The organism is Mycobacterium sp. 4858 (genome assembly GCF_900240975.1).
Taxonomy (GTDB): Bacteria; Actinomycetota; Actinomycetes; order Mycobacteriales; family Mycobacteriaceae; genus Mycobacterium.
The window spans coordinates 1,144,904-1,162,391 of record NZ_LT968776.1 but is presented as its reverse complement, the minus strand read 5'-3'; the positions used below and the strand labels follow the sequence as shown (position 1 = coordinate 1,162,391).

The window sequence follows — 17,488 nt, the reverse complement described above, 5'->3', positions numbered from 1 at the left end:
CGCGATGGAACCCGAGCCCCGGCCGACCGCGCGTAGAGGGAATCTGGTCCGCCCGTACACCCTGACGGCCGGGCGGACCGGCACCGACGTCGACCTTCCCGTGGAAGCGCCGATCCAGACGCTGCAGGCCGGCCTGGTTCACAAGTGGCTCCCCGAGGACGCGAAAGGCAAGATCATCCAGTTGTGCGTCGGCAGCCCGTCGGTCGCGGAAATCTCTGCCCGGCTGGATCTTCCGCTCGGCGTCACGCGCGTCCTGGTCGGTGATCTCGTGTTGTCCGGCTACCTTCGGGTGCACAAGACGTTGTCCGAGCGTTCGACCAGAGATGAGCGACACGAACTGATAGGAAGGACGCTGCGTGGCCTTAAGGCACTCTGAGGCGCCCCCCGAGGTGGGACAAGACGGAGCCCACGCCTCGACCAAGATCGTCATCGCGGGCGGATTCGGCGCCGGCAAGACGACGTTCGTCGGGGCGGTGTCGGAGATCATGCCGTTGCGCACCGAGGCGATGCTCACCGACGCCTCGACCTCGGTCGACGCGCTGGAGGCCACCCCGGACAAGCGGACCACCACGGTCGCGATGGACTTCGGCCGGATCACCCTGGACGAAGACCTGGTGCTCTACCTGTTCGGCACGCCGGGCCAGCGGCGGTTCTGGTTCATGTGGGACGACCTGGTTCGCGGCGCCATCGGGGCGATCGTCCTGGTGGACTGCCGGCGGCTGGAGGACAGCTTTGCCGCGGTCGACTTCTTCGAGCACCGCAACCTGCCGTTCCTGGTCGCGGTCAACGAGTTCGACGGTTCGCCTCGCTATCCCGTCGCGGAGGTGCGCGAGGCGCTGACCTTACCCGCGCACATCCCGGTGATCACGGTCGACGCCCGCGATCGCCGGTCGGCGACCGACGCGCTGATCGCGGTCAGCGAATACGCCCTGGCCAGCCTGACGGCCAATTGACGGAGTTGCGAAGCGGGTCGATCGCCACCGATTGCCACTTCCAAGGCCACGACTTCACCGACGAGGACCTCAGCGGGCTGCACACCGAACGGGTGGTGTTCGACGAGTGCAACTTCGGCGGCGTCAACCTGGCCGAGTCGCAACACCGCGGGTCGGCGTTCCGCAATTGCAGGTTTCACCGGACTTCGTTGTGGCACAGCGTGTTCACGCAGTGCAGCATGCTGGGCTCGGTCTTCCTCGAGTGCCGGATGCGGCCGATCACCTTCGACGAGGTCGACTTCACGCTGGCGGTGCTGGGCGGCAACGACCTGCGCGGCGTCGACTTGAGCGGCAGCCGGCTGCGGGAGGCCAGCCTGGTCGAGGCCGACCTGCGTAAGGCGGTGTTGCGCGGCGCCGACCTGTCCGGGGCCCGGACGACGGGCACCCGGCTGGACGACGCCGACCTGCGCGGGGCGGCCGTGGATGCCTCGTTGTGGAGAACCGCGTCGCTGGCCGGCGCCCGCGTCGACGTCGGCCAGGCGGTGGCCTTCGCGGCGGCCCACGGCCTGCGCCTGGGGGAGACCCTCGACGGCTGAGGTCAGTGCTTGAGCCGGATGCGCCACCGCACCAGGCCGGCGTAGGCGATCGACAGCGCCGCGAGCATGCCCATGTCGAACAGCCAGGCGGACGGCGTGTGCTGGAAATGGCTGTCCCGCGGATTCTGCGGGCCGGGCGCCACGGTCCACAGGTCGACCGTCGACGCCTGCGCCGCGTACCCCCACCGCGACGGCACCACCCAGGACAGCTGGTCGAGGAAGATCCGGTTGGTGACCGGCACCATCCCGCCGGACAGCACCATCTGGCCCATCAGCGACACCACCAGCAGCGGCATGATCTGCTCGTTGGAGCGCGCCAACGCCGACAGCAGCAGCCCCAGCATCGCCGCGGCCACACAGGTCGCCGCGACGGCGACGAACAGCTCGAGCGTCGCGTTACCCAGCAGCACGGCCGGGCGCGTCGGCGTGCCCTTGCCGACCACCACGATGGCCGTGGCGATCGCCGCCTGGACGACGGCGAACACGCAGAACACCGCGATCTTGGCCAGCAGGTAGGCCGTGGTGGACAGCCCGACCGCCTGCTCGCGCCGGAAGATCGGGCGCTCGCCGATGAGGTCGCGGATCGTCAGCGCGGTGCCCATGAAGGCCGCGGCCATGGTGAGCAGCGTCAGGATCGTCCCGGCCTCGCCGGCCGAGTCGCTCGTCGGGTCGGCGTACCCGAAACCGGTGTGGCCGGGAACGGTCAGCGACAGCGCGCCCATCACGAACGGCAGCAGCGCCAGGAACACGAAGTAGGCGCGGTCGGCGACCACCAGGCGCACCTGGCGGCGGGCGACTGTGGAGAACTGGTGCCGCATGCTGGTGCGCGGCGGGGCGCCGAGGTCGGCCGGCGTCTCCTTCGGCGGGGGCGGCGGTTCGTTCCGGGCCAGAAACCGGCGGTTGGCCTCGTCGGGGTCGGCGCCCACCCTGGCGAAGATCTGCGCCCAGGTGGGGGTGCCCATGGCGCCGCCGATCTCACCCGGCGCACCCCGGAACGCCGTCTTGCCGCCCGGGGCCCTCAGCAGCACCTGGTCGCACACGTCGAGGTAGGTCAGCGCGTGGGTGACCACCAACACCACCCGGCCGGCGTCGGCCAGCTGCCGCAGCATGGTCATCACCTGCAGGTCGAGCGCGGGGTCCAGGCCCGAGGTCGGCTCGTCGAGGATCAGCAGCGACGGCCCGGTGAGTAACTCGAGCGCTACCGACGCGCGCTTGCGCTGCCCGCCGGACAGCTTGTCCACCCGGGTGTCCGCGTGCTGGGTCAGCCCGAGTTCGTCGAGCACCTGCGCGACGACCTCTTCGCGGTCGGCCTTGGTGGTGTCCGGCGGCAGCCGCAGCTCGGCCGCGTAGCCGAGGGCCTGGTTGACCGTGAGCTGACGGTGCACGACGTCGTCCTGCGGGACCATCCCGATCCGGGTCCGCAGCGAGGCGTACTCGGTGTGGATGTTGTGGCCCTCGAACGTGACCAACCCGGAGGTCGGGGTGGCGTACCCGGCGATCAGCCGCGAGAGCGTGGTCTTGCCCGCACCCGACCCGCCGATCAGGGCGGTCAGCGTGCCCGGGCGGGCGGTCAACGAGATCCTCTCGAGCAGATTCTTGCCGTTGACGCTGAAGTCGACGCCGCGCACCTCCAGGCCGCCGGTGCGCGCCGCCGCCTCCTGACGGCGGACCAGGATCCCGCCGGAGAACACCAGGTCGACGTTCCCGATGGTCACCACGTCGCCCTCGGACAGCACCGCCGACGCCGCTTTGACCCCGTTGACGAAGGTTCCGTTGCTGCTGTTGGCGTCGCGGATCTCGGGGCCCGCCGGCGTCGGCGTCAGAAACGCGTGATGGCGCGAGGCCAGCACGTCGTGAATGACGATGTCGTTGTCGAGCGCGCGGCCGATCCACGCGGCGCGGCCCGGCCGGTCGGTTACCCGCTCGGATTCGGGCCCCAGGTTCTTCACCCGCGTGGTCGGGAACTCCGCCACCTGGCCGCTCACGCCGATCTGGGTGGGCTGGTTCAGCTCGGGCGGCCCAGCGGACTGCGGCACCGACCGCGTCGCCGCGTCGGGTCGCACGATCGGCACGGCGGTGGTGCGGTTCGGGCCTTGCCAGGGGCGCGGCTGCGGCGGGGCCGGTGGCCGCTGGCCGGCCGGCGGCGCGCGGTGGGCATCGACGGGCGGTGTGATGACGGGGATCGACTCCGTGGTCGGCGGGAGCATGCCCACTGTCCCGGTGTGGTGGCCGATTTCGAACGTGATCCGCGGGCCGTCGGGCTTGCCGATGTTGAGGGTCTGGCCGTCCACGATGTCGACCAGCGGGACCCGCTGGCCGTTGAGATAGATCCCGTTCAGCGAACGATTGTCCAGCGCAACCCACTTGCCGTGATCGAAGCGCAGCAGCAGGTGCGCGCGCGCGATCAGGGGGTGCGCCACCCGCAGGTCCGCGCGCAGGTCGCTGCCGACCACCACGTCGCGGCCGGCCGCGAAGCTGCCCTTCGATCGGTCGGATCGAACGGTCAGCACGGGCTCGGCGGCTTGCGTCATCGGACCGGCCGCGGGCTCAGCGTTTCAGCCTGATGTGCCACCGGACGAACCCGGTGTAGGCGACGGACAGGAATGCCAGCATGGCCATGTCGAACACGAAGATGTGTTTCGAGTGCTGCCAGATCGGGTCGTTGGTCGGGATCTGTTTGACCTTCACCAGCGACGGAAAGTCGATCGACGAGGCGCCCGCCGCGTAACCCCAGCGCGCGGGCGTCAGCCAGGCGAGCTCCTCGAGGCCGAACCGCTGGTAGACGGGAATCATGCCGCTGGAGAACACCAGCTGCGACATGATCGACACCACGAGCAGCGGCATGATCTGTTCGTTGGACTGCGCCACGGCCGACAACAACAGGCCCAGCATCGCCGACGCCACACAGGTGCCGGCGACGGTGACGAACAGTGAGAACGTGGAGTTGCCGAAGAAGGGCGGGTGCGCGGTCGGCGCCCCCTTGCCCAGCCGGACGATGATGGTCGCGATCGCCGCCTGCAGCGTCGCGAAGACGCAGAACACCGCGATCTTGGCCAGCAGGTAGGCGGAGGTGGACAGGCCGACGGCCTGCTCCCGCCGGAAGATCGGGCGCTCGCCGATCAGATCGCGGATGGTCAGCGCGGTCCCCATGAACACGGCGCCGATGTTCAACAGCACCATGATGTACTGCGGCTGCGTGGGCGCGGGGCCGAGCGGGTCGGCCGGGCATGATGTACTGCGGCTGCGTGGGCGCGGGGCCGAGCGGGTCGGCCGGGCCGAGGCCGGGGTGGGGGCCCTTCACCGTCAGCGACAACGCCCCGATGAGGAACGGCAGGACCGCCAGGAAGATCGTGTAGCCCCGGTCGGATATGACGAGTCGAACCTGGCGGCGGGCGATCGTCGACAGCTGACGCCACAGGTCGGTCTTCGGCGGCTCGCCCAGGTCGGCCGGGCTTTGCGGGGAGGGTGGCCGGGAAGACTGCTGGTTGCGCTCCTTGAACCGGCGGTTGGCCTCGTCGGGGTCGGCGCCCACCTTGGCGAAGATGTCGGCCCAGTTGCGGGTGCCCATGGCCGCCTCGACCTGGTCGGGTGGGCCGCAGAAGGCGGTCTTGCCGCCGGGCGCGATCAGCAGGATCTGGTCGCACACTTCCAGGTATGACACCGAGTGGGTCACCACCAGCACCGTGCGACCGGCGTCGGCGAGCTGGCGCAGCATCAGCATGACCTGACGGTCCAGCGCCGGGTCCAGGCCGGACGTCGGCTCGTCGAGCAGCAGCAGTGACGGCTGGGTGAGCAGTTCGAGGGCCACCGAGGCCCGCTTGCGCTGGCCGCCGGACAGCTTGTCCACCCGGGTCTCGGCGTGCTTGGTCATGTCCAGTTCCTCGAGGACCTGGGCGACGACCTGGGCCCGCTCGGCCTTGCTGGTGTCCGGCGGCAGTCGCAGCTCGGCGGCGTAGTTCAGCGCCTGGTTCACGGTCAGCTGGCGATGCACGACGTCGTCCTGCGGGACCATCCCGATCCTGCTGCGCATGGTCGCGTACTCGGCGTGGATGTCGTGGCCCTCGAAGGTCACCGAGCCCGACGTGGGGCTGGTGTAGCCCACGATCACCCGCGACAGCGTGGTCTTGCCGGCACCCGAACCGCCGATGATGGCCGTCAGCGTTCCGGGCCGGGCGGTCAGCGAGATGTGGTCGAGCAGTTGCTTGTTCTGGTCGACGGTGTAGCAGACGGAGCTGACCTCTAGGCCGCCGGTGCGGGTCGCGGCCTCGGTGCGGCGGAGCAGCTCGCCGCGGGTGAACACCAGGTCGACGTTGCCGATGGTGACCACGTCGCCCTCGGTCAGCACCGCGGACCCCACCCGCACGCCGTTGACGAAGGTCCCGTTGACGCTGTGGGCGTCGCGGATCTCGGTGCCCAGCGGCGTCTGGGTCAAGAACGCGTGATGCCGGGACGCGAGGACGTCCTGGATGACGACGTCGTTGTCAGTGGCACGTCCGATCGTCAGCGCGCCGGAAGGCTTCTGCAGCGACCCGGTTCGGGAAGGCCTCAGCGCCTGGAACATCTTGGTCGCCAGGTTCGCCACTTCGGGCGGCTTGGCGGCGCTGCGCGACATCTCGGTGTGCGGGGACACCTGAGGATGCGGCGGGAAATTCGGCGGCGGTGGCGGCGGGGGGGGCTCTTTTGGCGCCCACCGCAAACCGAATCGATGGGCATACCGGTCGCGGCGCATCCGGCCGGGGCGGCGGACCACGCCGTCCCACCCGGATGCGCCGCGACCGGTATGCCCATCGATTCGGTTTGCGGTGGGCGCCCGGCCATTCCCTGGTGGCGCCCGACCTCGAACGTCAGCTGCGGCCCGTCCGGATTCCCGATGTTGAGGCACTGGCCGTCGTGAATCTCGACCACCGGCACCCGCCGCCCGTTGACGAAAGTGCCGTTGAGGGAACCATTGTCGATCGCCAGCCAGCGGCCCTGGTCGAAGCGCAGCAACAGATGCGCGCGCGAGATCAGCGGGTGCGTGATGCGCATGTCGGCGCGCAGATCGCGCCCCACCACCACGTCGTGACCGGCGGCAAACGTGCGTTCTGACCCGTCAAAACGAACCGTCAACACGGGTGGGGCTGGTGCACTCATCGGACCAACTGTATCTCGTGAAGCCAAGGCAACCCTGAGGCCCGAATGTGCGTTGTGGGACGCCCGATCGTCCGCTCGCTAGGCCCGATCGCCCGCCAACACGTCCGGGGCGCCCGTGACGACGCAGCGCGTCCGGGTGTAGATCGTGGCCATGCACTTGTTGCAGTGGGTGCATGCCGAATGCACGCTGTGCGCGGCGCCGTCGGCCGCGATCCGGTTGATCAGGTCCGGCTCGGCCAGCAGCGCCCGGCCCATCGCGACGAAGTCGAAGCCCTCGGCCATCGCGAGGTCCATCGTGTCCCGGTTCGTGATGCCGCCGAGCAGGATCAGGGGCATCGTCAGCTCGGCGCGGAACAGCTTGGCGTGGCGCAACAAATAGGCCTCGCGGTAGGGGTACTCGCGCAGGAACTTCTTGCCCGTCATGCGCATGCCCCAACTCAGCGGCGGCTTGAACGCGGCGGCGAACTCCTTGAGCGGCGCGTCGCCGTGGAACAGGTACATCGGGTTGACCAGCGAGCTGCCCGCGGTGAGCTCGATCGCGTCCAGGCCGCCGTCGTCCTGCAGCCACTTGGCGGTGGTCAGCGATTCCTCGGTGCTGATGCCCCCGCGCACGCCGTCGGTCATGTTGAGCTTCGCGGTGACCGCGATCGGCGTCCCTTCCTTTTCCACCGCGTGGCGGACGGCCATGACGATGCCGCGGGCCACTTTCGCCCGGTTCTCCAGTGACCCGCCGAACTCGTCGTCGCGGCGGTTGATCAGCGGGGACAGGAACGAGCTCGCCAAGTAGTTGTGGCCCAAATGGATTTCCACCGCGTCGAAGCCGGCTTCGATGGCCAGGCGGACGGCATTGGCGTGTGCCTCGATGACGTCGTTGATGTCGTCGCGGGTCGCCTTCTTGGCGAACCGCATCCCGATCGGGTTGAAGAACCGCACCGGCGCCAGCGCCCTGGCCTTGTTGGTTTTTGCGTTGGCGACCGGGCCGGCGTGGCCGATCTGCGCGCAGACCGCCGCGCCCTCGGCGTGGATCGCGTCGGTGAGCCGGCGGAACCCGGGCACCGCCTCCGGGCGCATCCATATCCCGTTGCCCTCGGTGCGGCCGCCGGGGGAGACGGCGCAATAGGCGACCGTCGTCATGCCGACGCCGCCCGCGGCCGGCAGCCGGTGGTATTCGATGAGGTCGTCGGTCACCAGGGTGTCGGGCGTGCGGGCTTCGAAAGTGGCCGACTTGATGGTGCGATTGCGCAGCGTGATCGGGCCGAGCTTGGCCGGGCTGAACACGTCCGGAGGGGTAGACATATCGGGAGCCTAATGGCGATCGCAAGCGCGGCGTAGCCGGGCGTGGCGGGTCGCCATGATCGGGCACCGTGGCGATCGCAAGCGCGGCGTAGCCGGGCGTGGCGGGTCGCCATCATCGATATCTGCCAGACTGTCAGGCGTGGGCGCAATCACACTGGACGGCAAGGCCACCCGTGACGAGATCTTCGTCGACCTCAAACAACGGGTGGCCGCCCTGACCGCGTCGGGTCGCACCCCCGGGCTGGGCACCATCCTGGTCGGCGACGATCCCGGGTCGCAGGCCTACGTCCGGGGCAAGCACGCGGACTGCGCGAAGGTCGGCATCACCTCGATCCGCCGCGACCTGCCCGCCGACATCGGCACCGCGACGCTGGAAGACACGATCGACGAGCTGAACGCCAATCCCGACTGCACCGGTTACATCGTGCAGCTGCCGCTGCCCAGGCACCTGGACGAGAACGCCGCGCTCGAACGCGTCGACCCGAACAAGGACGCCGACGGGCTGCACCCGACGAACCTGGGCCGCCTGGTGCTCAGCGTTCCCGCGCCGCTGCCGTGCACCGCGCGCGGGATCGTGCACCTGCTGCGGCGCTACGACGTCGAGATCGCGGGGGCGCACGTGGTCATCATCGGCCGCGGAGTCACGGTCGGCCGCCCGCTGGGGCTGCTGTTGACCCGCCGTTCCGAGAACGCCACCGTGACGTTGTGCCACACCGGAACTCGTGATCTGCCGGCCTACACCAGGCAGGCGGACATCGTCGTGGCCGCGGTCGGCGTGCCGCACATGCTGACCGCCGACATGGTGCGTCCCGGTGCCGCGGTCGTCGACGTGGGTGTCAGCCGGACCGAGAACGGGTTGGTCGGTGACGTGCATCCCGACGTGTGGGAGGTGGCCGGCCACGTGTCGCCGAATCCCGGTGGGGTCGGCCCCTTGACGCGCGCGTTCCTGCTGAGCAACGTCGTCGAGCTGGCCGAGCGGGAATGAGCGCGCGGTCCGTCGTCAGGGCCCAGTGGCCAATCCTGTTGGTCGGGTTGACGTTCGCCACGGCGCTCGCGTTGGTGGGGGCGAACTTCTGGCGGCGCGGTTCGCTGCTGATCGGTATCGGTGTCGGCCTGGCGGCGGTGTTGCGGCTGGTGTTGTCCGACGAGCGGTCCGGCCTTCTGGTGGTGCGCAGCAAGGGAATCGATTTCATCACCACCGCGGCGGTCGCGACGGCGATGGTCTACATCGCGTGGACCATCGACCCTCTGGGTACCGGTTAGATACCGGGCGCCGCGGGGATCCGCCCCGCCATGGCGGGTATCTGGCCCGCCATCCCGGGAATCTGCCCCGCCATCCCGGGGATCTGGCCCGCCATGCCCGGCATCTGCCCTGCCATTCCCGGCAGTTGCGGCACCGCGCCGGACAGATTGCCGCTGGCCAGGTTTGCCATCTGCTCGGGGCAGTAGGTCTGTATCGCGATCGTGGTGAACATGCGCGCCATCATGGGCGACATGCCCCGCCCCGAGACGCTGGAGGCGGCCGCGGCGAAGTTGCCGCCCGGCTGGGCGAGCATCGGGCAGATGGACTGGCCCACCGACATCGCGTTTCCGGGTTCGCCGAAGTCGATGCCGGCGTGGTTGAGCGCGTCGATGAAGTTGTCGTCGGGGTTGTCCGCCCGCACCGGCGCCGCGAGCGCCGACGCCGCGGTGATCAGGCCGGCGGCCACGGCCAGCAGGCGAACGGTCAGGGGCTGATTCCGAAACGCCCAGATCCAGTTATGCGTTCGTGTCAGCGCCTTCATGCGGCCTCCCCCTCGATCGTGGAGTGCGCGCGGGGCACTCGAATCACGTTAGGAACTCTGATCTATCACTGTCACGTTTGCGACACGGTGGGATAAAGGTTCGCACAATAAGCGTTTTGCGGGTTCGCCGCGTCGCGATCCTCGATTATCGGGGCGCGCGCGACGCGGCGTCGCGCTGGGGATCGAAGCCACACTGTGATCTGACACGAGCGCTCATGCCGGGCTTTTGCGCCGGAAATGTTCGAGAATCTCCGCACATGACGACGAATCGCAGCCGTCCGCTGAGCCCCTCCGTGCAGGGGGGCATCTCGCGCCAGGCATTCCTTCGCGGCGCCGTCGGGATGTTGGCCACGGGCGCGGTTTTGGGCACCGCGCGGGCGGCCGCCGACCCCGCCGTCGGCTGGGGTGGGCTGGCGTCCGCCATCGGCGGAAGGGTTGTGCTTCCCGCCAACAGCGCTCAATTCTCCACCAGCAAAAAGGTTTTCAACTCGTTCTACGACAGCTCCAGTCCCGCAGCGGTGGTGACGGTTTCCTCCCAGGCCGACGTGCAGAAGGCGGTCGCTTTCGCGACGGCCAACAACCTCAAGATCGCCCCGCGCGGGGGTGGGCATTCCTACGTCGGTGCGTCCAGCGCGAACGGCACACTGGTGCTGGACCTGCGCGGTCTCCCGGGCGGTGCCAACTTCGACGGCAACAACGTCACCGTGAGCCCGGCGACCACCCTGTATGCGATCCATCAGGCGTTGACCGGCGCCGGCCGGGCGATACCCAGCGGCACCTGTCCGACCGTCGGCGTCGCGGGACTGGCGCTGGGCGGCGGGATAGGCCCCGACAGCCGCCGCGCCGGCCTGACCTGTGACGCGCTGCAGTCGGCGACCGTGGTCTTGCCCAGCGGCGACGTGGTGACCGCGTCCGCCAACGACAATCCGGACCTGTTCTGGGCGCTTCGCGGCGGTGGCGGCGGCAACTTCGGGGTGACGACGTCGATGACGTTCTCCACCTTCGCTACGGCCGACACCGACGTGGTGCGGCTCGACTTCCCGCCGGCGTCGTCCACGCAGGTGCTCGTCGGCTGGCAGTCCTGGCTCAGCGCGGCCGACCGGAACACTTGGGGCATCGTCGATCTCATGGTCGGCTCGGCGCCGAACTGCCACGTGCTGGCGACCTGCCCGGCGGGGGCGGGGTCGGGGGTGGCCGATGCGATCAAGTCCGCGGTCGGGGTGGCACCGACGTCGGTCTCGAACAAGACGATGAGCCGGACCGACTTGATGATGTTTCTGGCCGGCGGTAGTTCGACGCCGCCGGCGCGATCGTTCGTCGCCGGGTCGGACGTCATCGGCCCGGTCGATTCCACTGCGGCGCACGCCATCGCCACCGCGATAGGGCAGTGGCCCTCGGGCGCCGGGCAAGCATCGGTCCTCGTCGATCCGCTCGGTGGCGCCGTCGCGGACGTGGCGGCGGGCGACACCGCGTTCCCCTGGCGCAACCAGGCCGCCGTCTTGCAGTGGTACGTCGAGCCGGCCGGCAACCAGGTCAACGCCGCGAACACCTGGCTGACCTCCGCACACCAAGCGGTGCAACAGATTTCGGTCGGCGGATACGTCAACTATCTGGAGGCCAACGGCGCGCCCGCGCGGTACTTCGGCCCCAATCTGTCGCGGCTGACGACCGTGCGGCAGAAGTACGACCCGAATCGGATCATGTTCTCCGGGTTGAACTTCTGAAGCACTAGCGACCGAGCAGACGATTCCTCTGCTCGGTGTACTCCTCGTCGGAGATCAGCCCCTCGTCGCGCAGCCTGGCGAACTCGCGTATTTCGGCGGCGATCCCCGTCACCACGGTGCGCGGCTCGGCCTGCGGCGTTCCGTCTTCACCCGGGGCTGCAGCGTCCTCGGTGTTTGGCTGCCTGGCAACGGGAGTCGCGCCCAGCGGCGCGCGAGCGCGGGTGCCGACCGCGTCGCGGATGGCACGTCCGGCCGTGCCCGCCAGGGCCATCTCACCGAACGTGCTCTCGAAGCCCGGTGCCGCCGCCGGGACGGCGGCACCGGCGGGCGCGGCCGGCAACGTCAGCGCGATCGGGCGCACCGCCGGGGTGCCCGCCGCCCAGGTGGGCGGCACCGAAAGCCCACCGATCGAATCGGATTCGCCGAGCCCGGCCGACACCCTCGACACGATGCTCGGCGTCGTCATCGGAGCTGGCGGCGTCTCGGTCCGCACCACCGATAGGGGTGCGCCATTGGCATCCCAGTCGCTGACGATGTCATCGGTGTGCAAACCGGTCTGCGCGCCGATCAGGTCGATAGGCAGGGAAACCACACCCAGCGGGGACATGGGGGCGTCCACCCCGTACGCGATCGCGTCGGCGCCCACGTTGATCAGGTCCAGCGGCGTGTTCAATCCGAGCGCGGACGCTGCGGCGCCCGCCGCTCCGGACCCCGCGCTGCCCGCCCCGGTGGCGGTCGACACCGCGCTCTGGGCGGACCCGGCGGGCAGCGCGGCGGCTTGGCTCACCTGGGCCGCCTGCAGGGCCGATCCGCCGGGGCTGGTGTTCTGGTGCGGCGGGGTGAACGATGCCAGCTGCGTGGCCGCCGCCGCGGAACCCGCATAGCCGTACATCGCGGCCGCGTCCTGGGCCCACATCTCGCCGTACTCGGCTTCGGTGGCGGCGATCGCGGGGGTGTTCTGGCCCAATAGGTTTGTGGCGACCAGCATGGCCAGCCGGCTACGGTTGGCGGCCACCGCCGGCGGCGGCACCGTCGACGCAAACGCCGCCTCATAGGCCGCGGCGGCAGCCCTGGCCTGGCCGGCGGTCTGTTCGGCTTGCGCCGCCGTAGCGCTCAACCAGGCCACATACGACGTCGCGGCAGCCGTCATCGCCACCGACGAAGCGCCGAGCCACGGGCCGGAGGTGAGCCCGCTGACCACCGATTCGTAGGAGCCCGCGGCCGAATGCAGCTCGGCGGCCAGCGAATCCCACGCCTCGGCGGCGGCCAGCATCGGGCCCGCTCCCGGACCGGCGTACATCAGGCCCGAGTTGACCTCCGGCGGTAGCGTCGCGAAATCCATTACCGCCGTCCCTATTCACCCGAGCGCAGAACGCTCGGGCCGGCGGCGGGTCTGCGAACGATGGACGACAAGAGCCTCCCCCTCAATGACGTGCTGGCAAGGCGCGGCCGGGGCTGCGCCGGAGTGTTGCCGAGGGACATCCGGTCCCGGTCGGTCAACGAAAGTTGCTGCGGTGGTCAATGACTGGCTATACCGCGTGCTCCTCTGATCGGTTCCAGGTGCCGGACGTTGTCTTCATCCGGCTCCGTTCCTGCTTCCTCGCAACCACAGTCACGTTCGGTGCCCGGGCCGTCGGCGACCGGCCGCGGGGAGGGCTGCCCCTTGCGCAGCGTGGCGATGAGTTCCCGGTACGGACCGACGAGGTAGACGGTGTCCCCGGCGCTGAGCCGCGAGTCGCGGCGCGGGTGCAGCCGAACCGGGGCATCCTCCCGAGTCACCGCGATGACCCGGGTCTGCGTCGACACCTCGAACATCTGCAACCCGTCGAGTTCGCTGCCCGCCTGCACATACATCCCGCCGATCAAAAACGATCGGTTGCCGACCGAGAACGTACCCAGCACCTGCAAGCCCATAGCCGCGCCGATGAACCATGGTGCGGCCAGTTCGACTGTGGAGCGGACGTTTTCGAAGCCGAAACGCTGGGCTACCGCGGATCCCAGGTCATGGTCGTATACGCGGAGGACGAGCGGCACCTTGCCCCACCGATTGCCGGCGAATGCCGGTTGGGGGCCAAGCATCTCGCGGACCACGATGCCCGTTTCGATGTTGACCATGTCGTCGCGCGTCAGCACCGCGACCGCGCGGGCGGTGTCGACCCGGGCCGCTTCCAGTGTCGGGCGTAACGTCGCGTCCCCGAAGATGACCGGTACGTCGAGATCGGCCGCCGTCGAAAGGAACTGATTGTTCGGGTCGCGCTCGATCACCGCCACGTCGTAGCCGGCTTCGGTGAGATCGGCGACCACCCGGACCCCGAGGGCGCTCAACCCGACGACGATGATGTGGTTGCGCAGGTGGCGTGCCCGGGGGCGTGCGGACAGCGTGAGGAATCGCCGGGACAGCAGCACATCGGCGATGAAGGCGACCAGCAGGGCGGTGGTGGTCACGCCCGCCAACATCAACACCGCCGCGTAGAGCCGCAGCCACGTCGGCTGTTTGGCGAAGCTGAAGTCGCCGTACCCCGTCGTGGTGATCGTCTCGTTGGTGAAGTAGAACGCGTCGGTCCAGGACATCCCCGGGTGGGTGTAGGAGAAGTGCAGCAGGGTCGTCGAACCGATGACCAAGAGGACCAGGGCGACGATCAAGGGGTAGAACGCGGGGTTGACCTCGGCGGGCAGGGCCCGTACCGCATAGAGGACGCGGCGCAATCGCGACTGGCGCGACCGCATCCGGTCGTGGCGCGGAAGCTTGACCCCGCAGGCGGCGACCTCCTCGGTGGTGCCGATCATCGCCGTCCAGTCGCCGGCGCTGACCCGCAGATCCCGCCCCGGACACACCACGACCTCGCCCGCGTTGGCGGCGCTGTCGTTGTGCACCATCGCCACCGGCGCCAGGTCGCCGTAGATCTCTCTCAGCGACGCATCGAACGGCGCCTCGGCGCCGAAGCACACGAACTCGATCCCCGCCACCTCGAAGGGATGGGTGGTGCGCGCGAGACAGGCCTCGACGACCGCGGCGCCGGCGAGATCGGCGACGCCGAGGATCGAGTTGGGCCCTTCGTCGGCGGCGACCGCTTCACGGAGGACGTCATTGGCCACCCGGGCCACGACTCGAATCTTCGGGTTGGCCTTCCGCGCGAGCAGGGCGATCTCCAGGTTCGTCGCGTCGTCGTCTCCCGCGCACACGACGGCCGACGCTGCGGTGACCCCAGCCCGGGCGAGCTCGGTCTTGACTCGGGTGCCCGCGAGGTCGGAGTCGAGGAGCCGGGCCACGCGCGCTCCGGCTCTTTTCAGCTCATCGACGATGGTCGACGCCAGCGCGTCATCACCGCTGACGATGATGCATTGGTTCATGACGTTCCATTCCTCCGCGAACCACAGTTACCCCTCCGCTTAACCGATCTGGATGATCTGCTACTCCACGCATCCGGTGACGCAGATGCGGGAAACCCTGTGGCGCAAGAACCTTTGCCCCGCCCCGGGCATCGCGCGCCACTCCAAGGAAATGGAGATCGAACTCGATGCTAACAGACAGATTCCGGATACGACGAGCAAGAACGGCCCCGCCTGCACTGAAAGGGCGAACTCGACGGCCGGAAGCTCGTGTCTGAATCAACTGGAGCACAACAAAATCCAATTTATACAAGTCGAACTTGTGTCAATGTGTTATAAAGGTGAGAGACAAAGGGCTTCAGAACCGTTGCTGTACAACGCCGTTGAAATACCTGTGGATTCGCTGGCGAGATAGCGGATCGCCCGACGGGCCGCTGTGAGGCAAAGCACGTTATTCCACAACGGGTTTCGACAAGGGGCTCACGGGTGCTCAATCCCGCGGATTTCGCTCCATTTATTACCAATTGAAGTCGCCGTGTTAAATCCGGGTCACCCTACTGAGAGTGTCCTGGCAATTCTTCTGACAATTCGCTGTGGTTATCCCCACTGGCCAAAGAAGACGTGGCGACAAAAGCGATTGCGGCATATACGCTTTCGGCGGCTGCACGGCCCGGGGGGCGTCATCTGCACGTCAGCCTCACGTAGGGGGAAAGGGATACATTCTGTGGCAACATCTTTGGCTGAACGGCGGACCGCCCATCACAGACCGTGGTCGTCGTTCTCCGATGTCTTCAAACGCGGCCTACTCGGCAAGCCTTTGATCAACTCTCAGCTCGAGCACGAGAAGTTGTCGAACCCCGTCGCGCTCGGTGTCTTGTCGCCCGACGCGATCTCCTCCACCGCCTACGGCTCCGAGCAGATCATGATCGAGCTGTTGCCGGCGGCCGGGATGGCCGCGTTCGCCCTGTTGCTTCCCATCACCGGGGTCATTCTCTTGATCCTGGTGTTGGTCGCGGCGTCGTATCGCCAGGTCGTGATGGTCTATACGCGCTCCGGCGGATCGTACGTGGTCGCCCGCGAGAACTTCGGGCCACGAGTGGCGCAGGTGGCCGCCGCGGCGCTGTTGATCGACTACGTGGTCACGGTCGCGGTGCAGTGCGCGGCGGGGACGGTGGCGGTGGCGTCGGCGATACCGGTGCTGGGGCCCTACAGCCTGGAGATCACCGTCGGCATGGTGCTGTTGATGTGCTTTGCGAACCTGCGCGGACTGCGGGAAGCCGGAGCGCCGTTCGCGGTGCCCACTTACGCCTTCGTGGCGATGGTCTCGCTGACCATCGTTGTCGGGGTCATCCGTGAGCTGTGCGGCAACCTGCCGACGTACGATCCGCAGCACATCGCCGGAGCGGTGCCCGTCCACCAGGGCAGCGGACTGGTGATGGGGGCGACGCTGCTGGTGGTGTTGCGCGCGTTCGCCAACGGTGGTTCGTCGCTGACCGGGGTGGAAGCCATCTCCAACACCGTCACCACCTTTCGCAAGCCAGAAGGTGTCAACGCCCGCCGGGTGATGACGATCATGGCCTGCATCCTCGCGTTCCTGCTTGCGGGAGTGGCCTGGCTGACGCACGTGACGCACGCCGTCCCGTACACCGACGGATACCCCTCGATGTTGTCGGAGATCGCCCGGGCGGTCTTCGGCCACGGCCCGGCCGGAAACGTCCTGTACATCCTGGTGCAGGCGTCGACCGCGGCGATCCTCTACACCGGCGGCAACACCAGCTTCAACGGCTTCCCCGCCTTGGCCAGTTTCGTTGCGGGAGACCGCTTTCTGCCGCGTCCGTTGATGAAGCGCGGCCATCGCCTGGTCTTCTCGAATGGCATCATCGCCCTGACCGCGCTGTCGATCGCGCTGCTCGTCATCACCGGCGGCTCGGTCGATGCATTGGTGCCGTTCTACGCCATCGGCGTGTTCACCGGATTCTCGATGGCCGGGTACGGCATGACCAAACACTATCTGCGCCAGCGCGGCCCGGGCTGGCGGCGCAAGGCGGTGGTCAACATGTCCGCGGGGATCCTGTCGACGGTCGTGGTGGGGATCTTCGCGGTGGCCAAGTTCACCGAGGGCGCCTGGCTGATCGTGGTCGTCTTCCCGTTGCTCGTGCTGGCGTTGATGCGACTCAACCGGCAGTACCGTGCGGAGGCTTCCGTGCTGGAGATGTCCCGCACCGAGAGGCCGATCCTGTCCAGATACGCCCGGCACCGGGTCTTCGTCTTCGTGGATGCCGTCGACCTCGCGGAGGTCGAAGCGCTGCGATACGGAAACGGCCTGCACGCCGACGAGCTGACCGTGGTGCATTTCGTGATCGACTCTGACCATGCCGCTCGGCTGCAAAAGCGCTGGGAGGTCTTCGAACACGACACCCCGCTCCGGCTGGTCGACTGTCCCGATCGCCACCTGGGCCGAGCCGCCCATGAGCTCGTCCTGCGGGTGCTCAACGAGCATCCGGATACCAAGGCGACCGTGCTGCTGCCGCGCCGGACCTACTCGCCGCTCGTCGGCCGGCTGCTGCACGATCGCACCGCGGACAAGATCGCCCGGGCGGTCAGCCGGATTCCGGGCGCGGCCGCGCAGATCGTGCCTTATGACATCGAGTCCCGCATCGCCGAGGTCACCCGCGCGGGATGAGGCAATCCGG

12 protein-coding genes and 2 pseudogenes are annotated in these 17,488 nt (G+C 68.6%); 8 read left to right on the top strand and 6 right to left on the bottom strand.

What is annotated here, in order from left to right; genetic code table 11:
* Positions 1–4: 4 nt before the first annotated feature.
* The 3 genes from C1737_RS13915 to C1737_RS13905 are packed head-to-tail and all read left to right on the top strand — an operon-like array spanning position 5 to position 1,528.
* Positions 5–376 carry a DUF742 domain-containing protein gene (locus C1737_RS13915; protein WP_067922144.1) on the top strand — a complete coding sequence of 124 codons (372 nt, stop codon included), beginning with the start codon at positions 5–7 and terminating at the stop codon, positions 374–376.
* Positions 357–953, top strand: a complete 597-nt coding sequence (locus C1737_RS13910) for an ATP/GTP-binding protein (protein WP_369807527.1) — start codon at positions 357–359, stop codon at positions 951–953. Before C1737_RS13915 ends, C1737_RS13910 begins: the two co-directional genes overlap by 20 nt.
* Before the next feature lie 20 nt (positions 954–973).
* Positions 974–1,528, top strand: a complete 555-nt coding sequence (locus C1737_RS13905; protein ID WP_102419946.1) for a pentapeptide repeat-containing protein — start codon at positions 974–976, stop codon at positions 1,526–1,528.
* 2 nt (positions 1,529–1,530) lie between these two features.
* Here C1737_RS13905 and C1737_RS13900 read toward each other — a convergent pair whose 3' ends face one another.
* From C1737_RS13900 to C1737_RS13885, 3 genes and pseudogenes are all read right to left on the bottom strand, one after another.
* Positions 1,531–4,059, bottom strand: coding sequence for an ATP-binding cassette domain-containing protein (locus C1737_RS13900; protein ID WP_102418673.1), 2,529 nt, complete (start codon positions 4,057–4,059; stop codon positions 1,531–1,533).
* Between the two features lie 16 nt (positions 4,060–4,075).
* A pseudogene (locus tag C1737_RS13895) lies at positions 4,076–6,661 on the bottom strand (FHA domain-containing protein).
* 78 nt (positions 6,662–6,739) lie between these two features.
* Entirely contained in the window at positions 6,740–7,957 is a 1,218-nt protein-coding gene (locus tag C1737_RS13885; RefSeq protein WP_102418671.1) for an NADH:flavin oxidoreductase, read from the bottom strand.
* Positions 7,958–8,096: 139 nt separating this feature from the next.
* Between C1737_RS13885 and C1737_RS13880 the strand changes: the two genes are divergently transcribed.
* Both C1737_RS13880 and C1737_RS13875 read left to right on the top strand, forming a co-directional pair.
* Positions 8,097–8,942, top strand: coding sequence for a bifunctional methylenetetrahydrofolate dehydrogenase/methenyltetrahydrofolate cyclohydrolase (locus tag C1737_RS13880; RefSeq protein ID WP_102418670.1), 846 nt, complete (start codon positions 8,097–8,099; stop codon positions 8,940–8,942).
* A complete protein-coding gene (locus C1737_RS13875; RefSeq protein WP_067918191.1) occupies positions 8,939–9,220 on the top strand; it encodes a DUF3017 domain-containing protein in 282 nt (93 codons plus the stop codon). Before C1737_RS13880 ends, C1737_RS13875 begins: the two co-directional genes overlap by 4 nt.
* Here C1737_RS13875 and C1737_RS13870 read toward each other — a convergent pair.
* Entirely contained in the window at positions 9,217–9,741 is a 525-nt protein-coding gene (locus C1737_RS13870; RefSeq protein ID WP_102418669.1) for a DUF732 domain-containing protein, read from the bottom strand. The two genes, C1737_RS13875 and C1737_RS13870, sit on opposite strands and share 4 nt — an antisense overlap.
* Positions 9,742–10,034: 293 nt before the next feature.
* On the opposite strand from C1737_RS13870, the gene C1737_RS13865 reads away from it, so the two are divergent.
* A complete protein-coding gene (locus tag C1737_RS13865; protein ID WP_231980222.1) occupies positions 10,035–11,465 on the top strand; it encodes an FAD-binding oxidoreductase in 1,431 nt (476 codons plus the stop codon).
* 4 nt (positions 11,466–11,469) lie between these two features.
* On the opposite strand, the gene C1737_RS13860 is transcribed toward C1737_RS13865, so the two are convergent.
* Together C1737_RS13860 and C1737_RS13855 are read right to left on the bottom strand one after the other, a co-directional pair.
* Positions 11,470–12,807 (bottom strand): PPE domain-containing protein, encoded by a 1,338-nt coding sequence (locus tag C1737_RS13860; RefSeq protein ID WP_102418668.1) that lies wholly within the window; start codon positions 12,805–12,807, stop codon positions 11,470–11,472.
* A gap of 176 nt (positions 12,808–12,983) precedes the next feature.
* Entirely contained in the window at positions 12,984–14,816 is a 1,833-nt protein-coding gene (locus C1737_RS13855) for an NAD-binding protein (protein WP_102418667.1), read from the bottom strand.
* Positions 14,817–14,868: 52 nt separating this feature from the next.
* Here C1737_RS13855 and C1737_RS27155 point away from each other — a divergent pair, with 52 nt between their 5' ends.
* On the top strand, positions 14,869–15,210 hold the full coding sequence (locus tag C1737_RS27155; protein ID WP_142393459.1) for a hypothetical protein: 342 nt from the start codon (positions 14,869–14,871) through the stop codon (positions 15,208–15,210).
* 321 nt (positions 15,211–15,531) lie between these two features.
* Positions 15,532–17,460: pseudogene (locus C1737_RS13850) on the top strand (APC family permease); the annotation flags it as partial.
* Between the last annotated feature and the right edge of the window lie 28 nt (positions 17,461–17,488).

What these genes read in the sequence shown, in the direction of transcription:
- C1737_RS13915 (WP_067922144.1), top strand. Translation starts at nt 5, where the DNA reads ATGGAACCCGAGCCCCGGCCGACCGCGCGTAGAGGGAATCTGGTCCGC.
- C1737_RS13900 (WP_102418673.1), bottom strand. Translation starts at nt 4,059, where the DNA reads ATGACGCAAGCCGCCGAGCCCGTGCTGACCGTTCGATCCGACCGATCG.
- C1737_RS13885 (WP_102418671.1), bottom strand. Translation starts at nt 7,957, where the DNA reads ATGTCTACCCCTCCGGACGTGTTCAGCCCGGCCAAGCTCGGCCCGATC.
- C1737_RS13875 (WP_067918191.1), top strand. Translation starts at nt 8,939, where the DNA reads ATGAGCGCGCGGTCCGTCGTCAGGGCCCAGTGGCCAATCCTGTTGGTC.
- C1737_RS13870 (WP_102418669.1), bottom strand. Translation starts at nt 9,741, where the DNA reads ATGAAGGCGCTGACACGAACGCATAACTGGATCTGGGCGTTTCGGAAT.
- C1737_RS13860 (WP_102418668.1), bottom strand. Translation starts at nt 12,807, where the DNA reads ATGGATTTCGCGACGCTACCGCCGGAGGTCAACTCGGGCCTGATGTAC.
- C1737_RS13855 (WP_102418667.1), bottom strand. Translation starts at nt 14,816, where the DNA reads ATGAACCAATGCATCATCGTCAGCGGTGATGACGCGCTGGCGTCGACC.
- C1737_RS27155 (WP_142393459.1), top strand. Translation starts at nt 14,869, where the DNA reads ATGATCTGCTACTCCACGCATCCGGTGACGCAGATGCGGGAAACCCTG.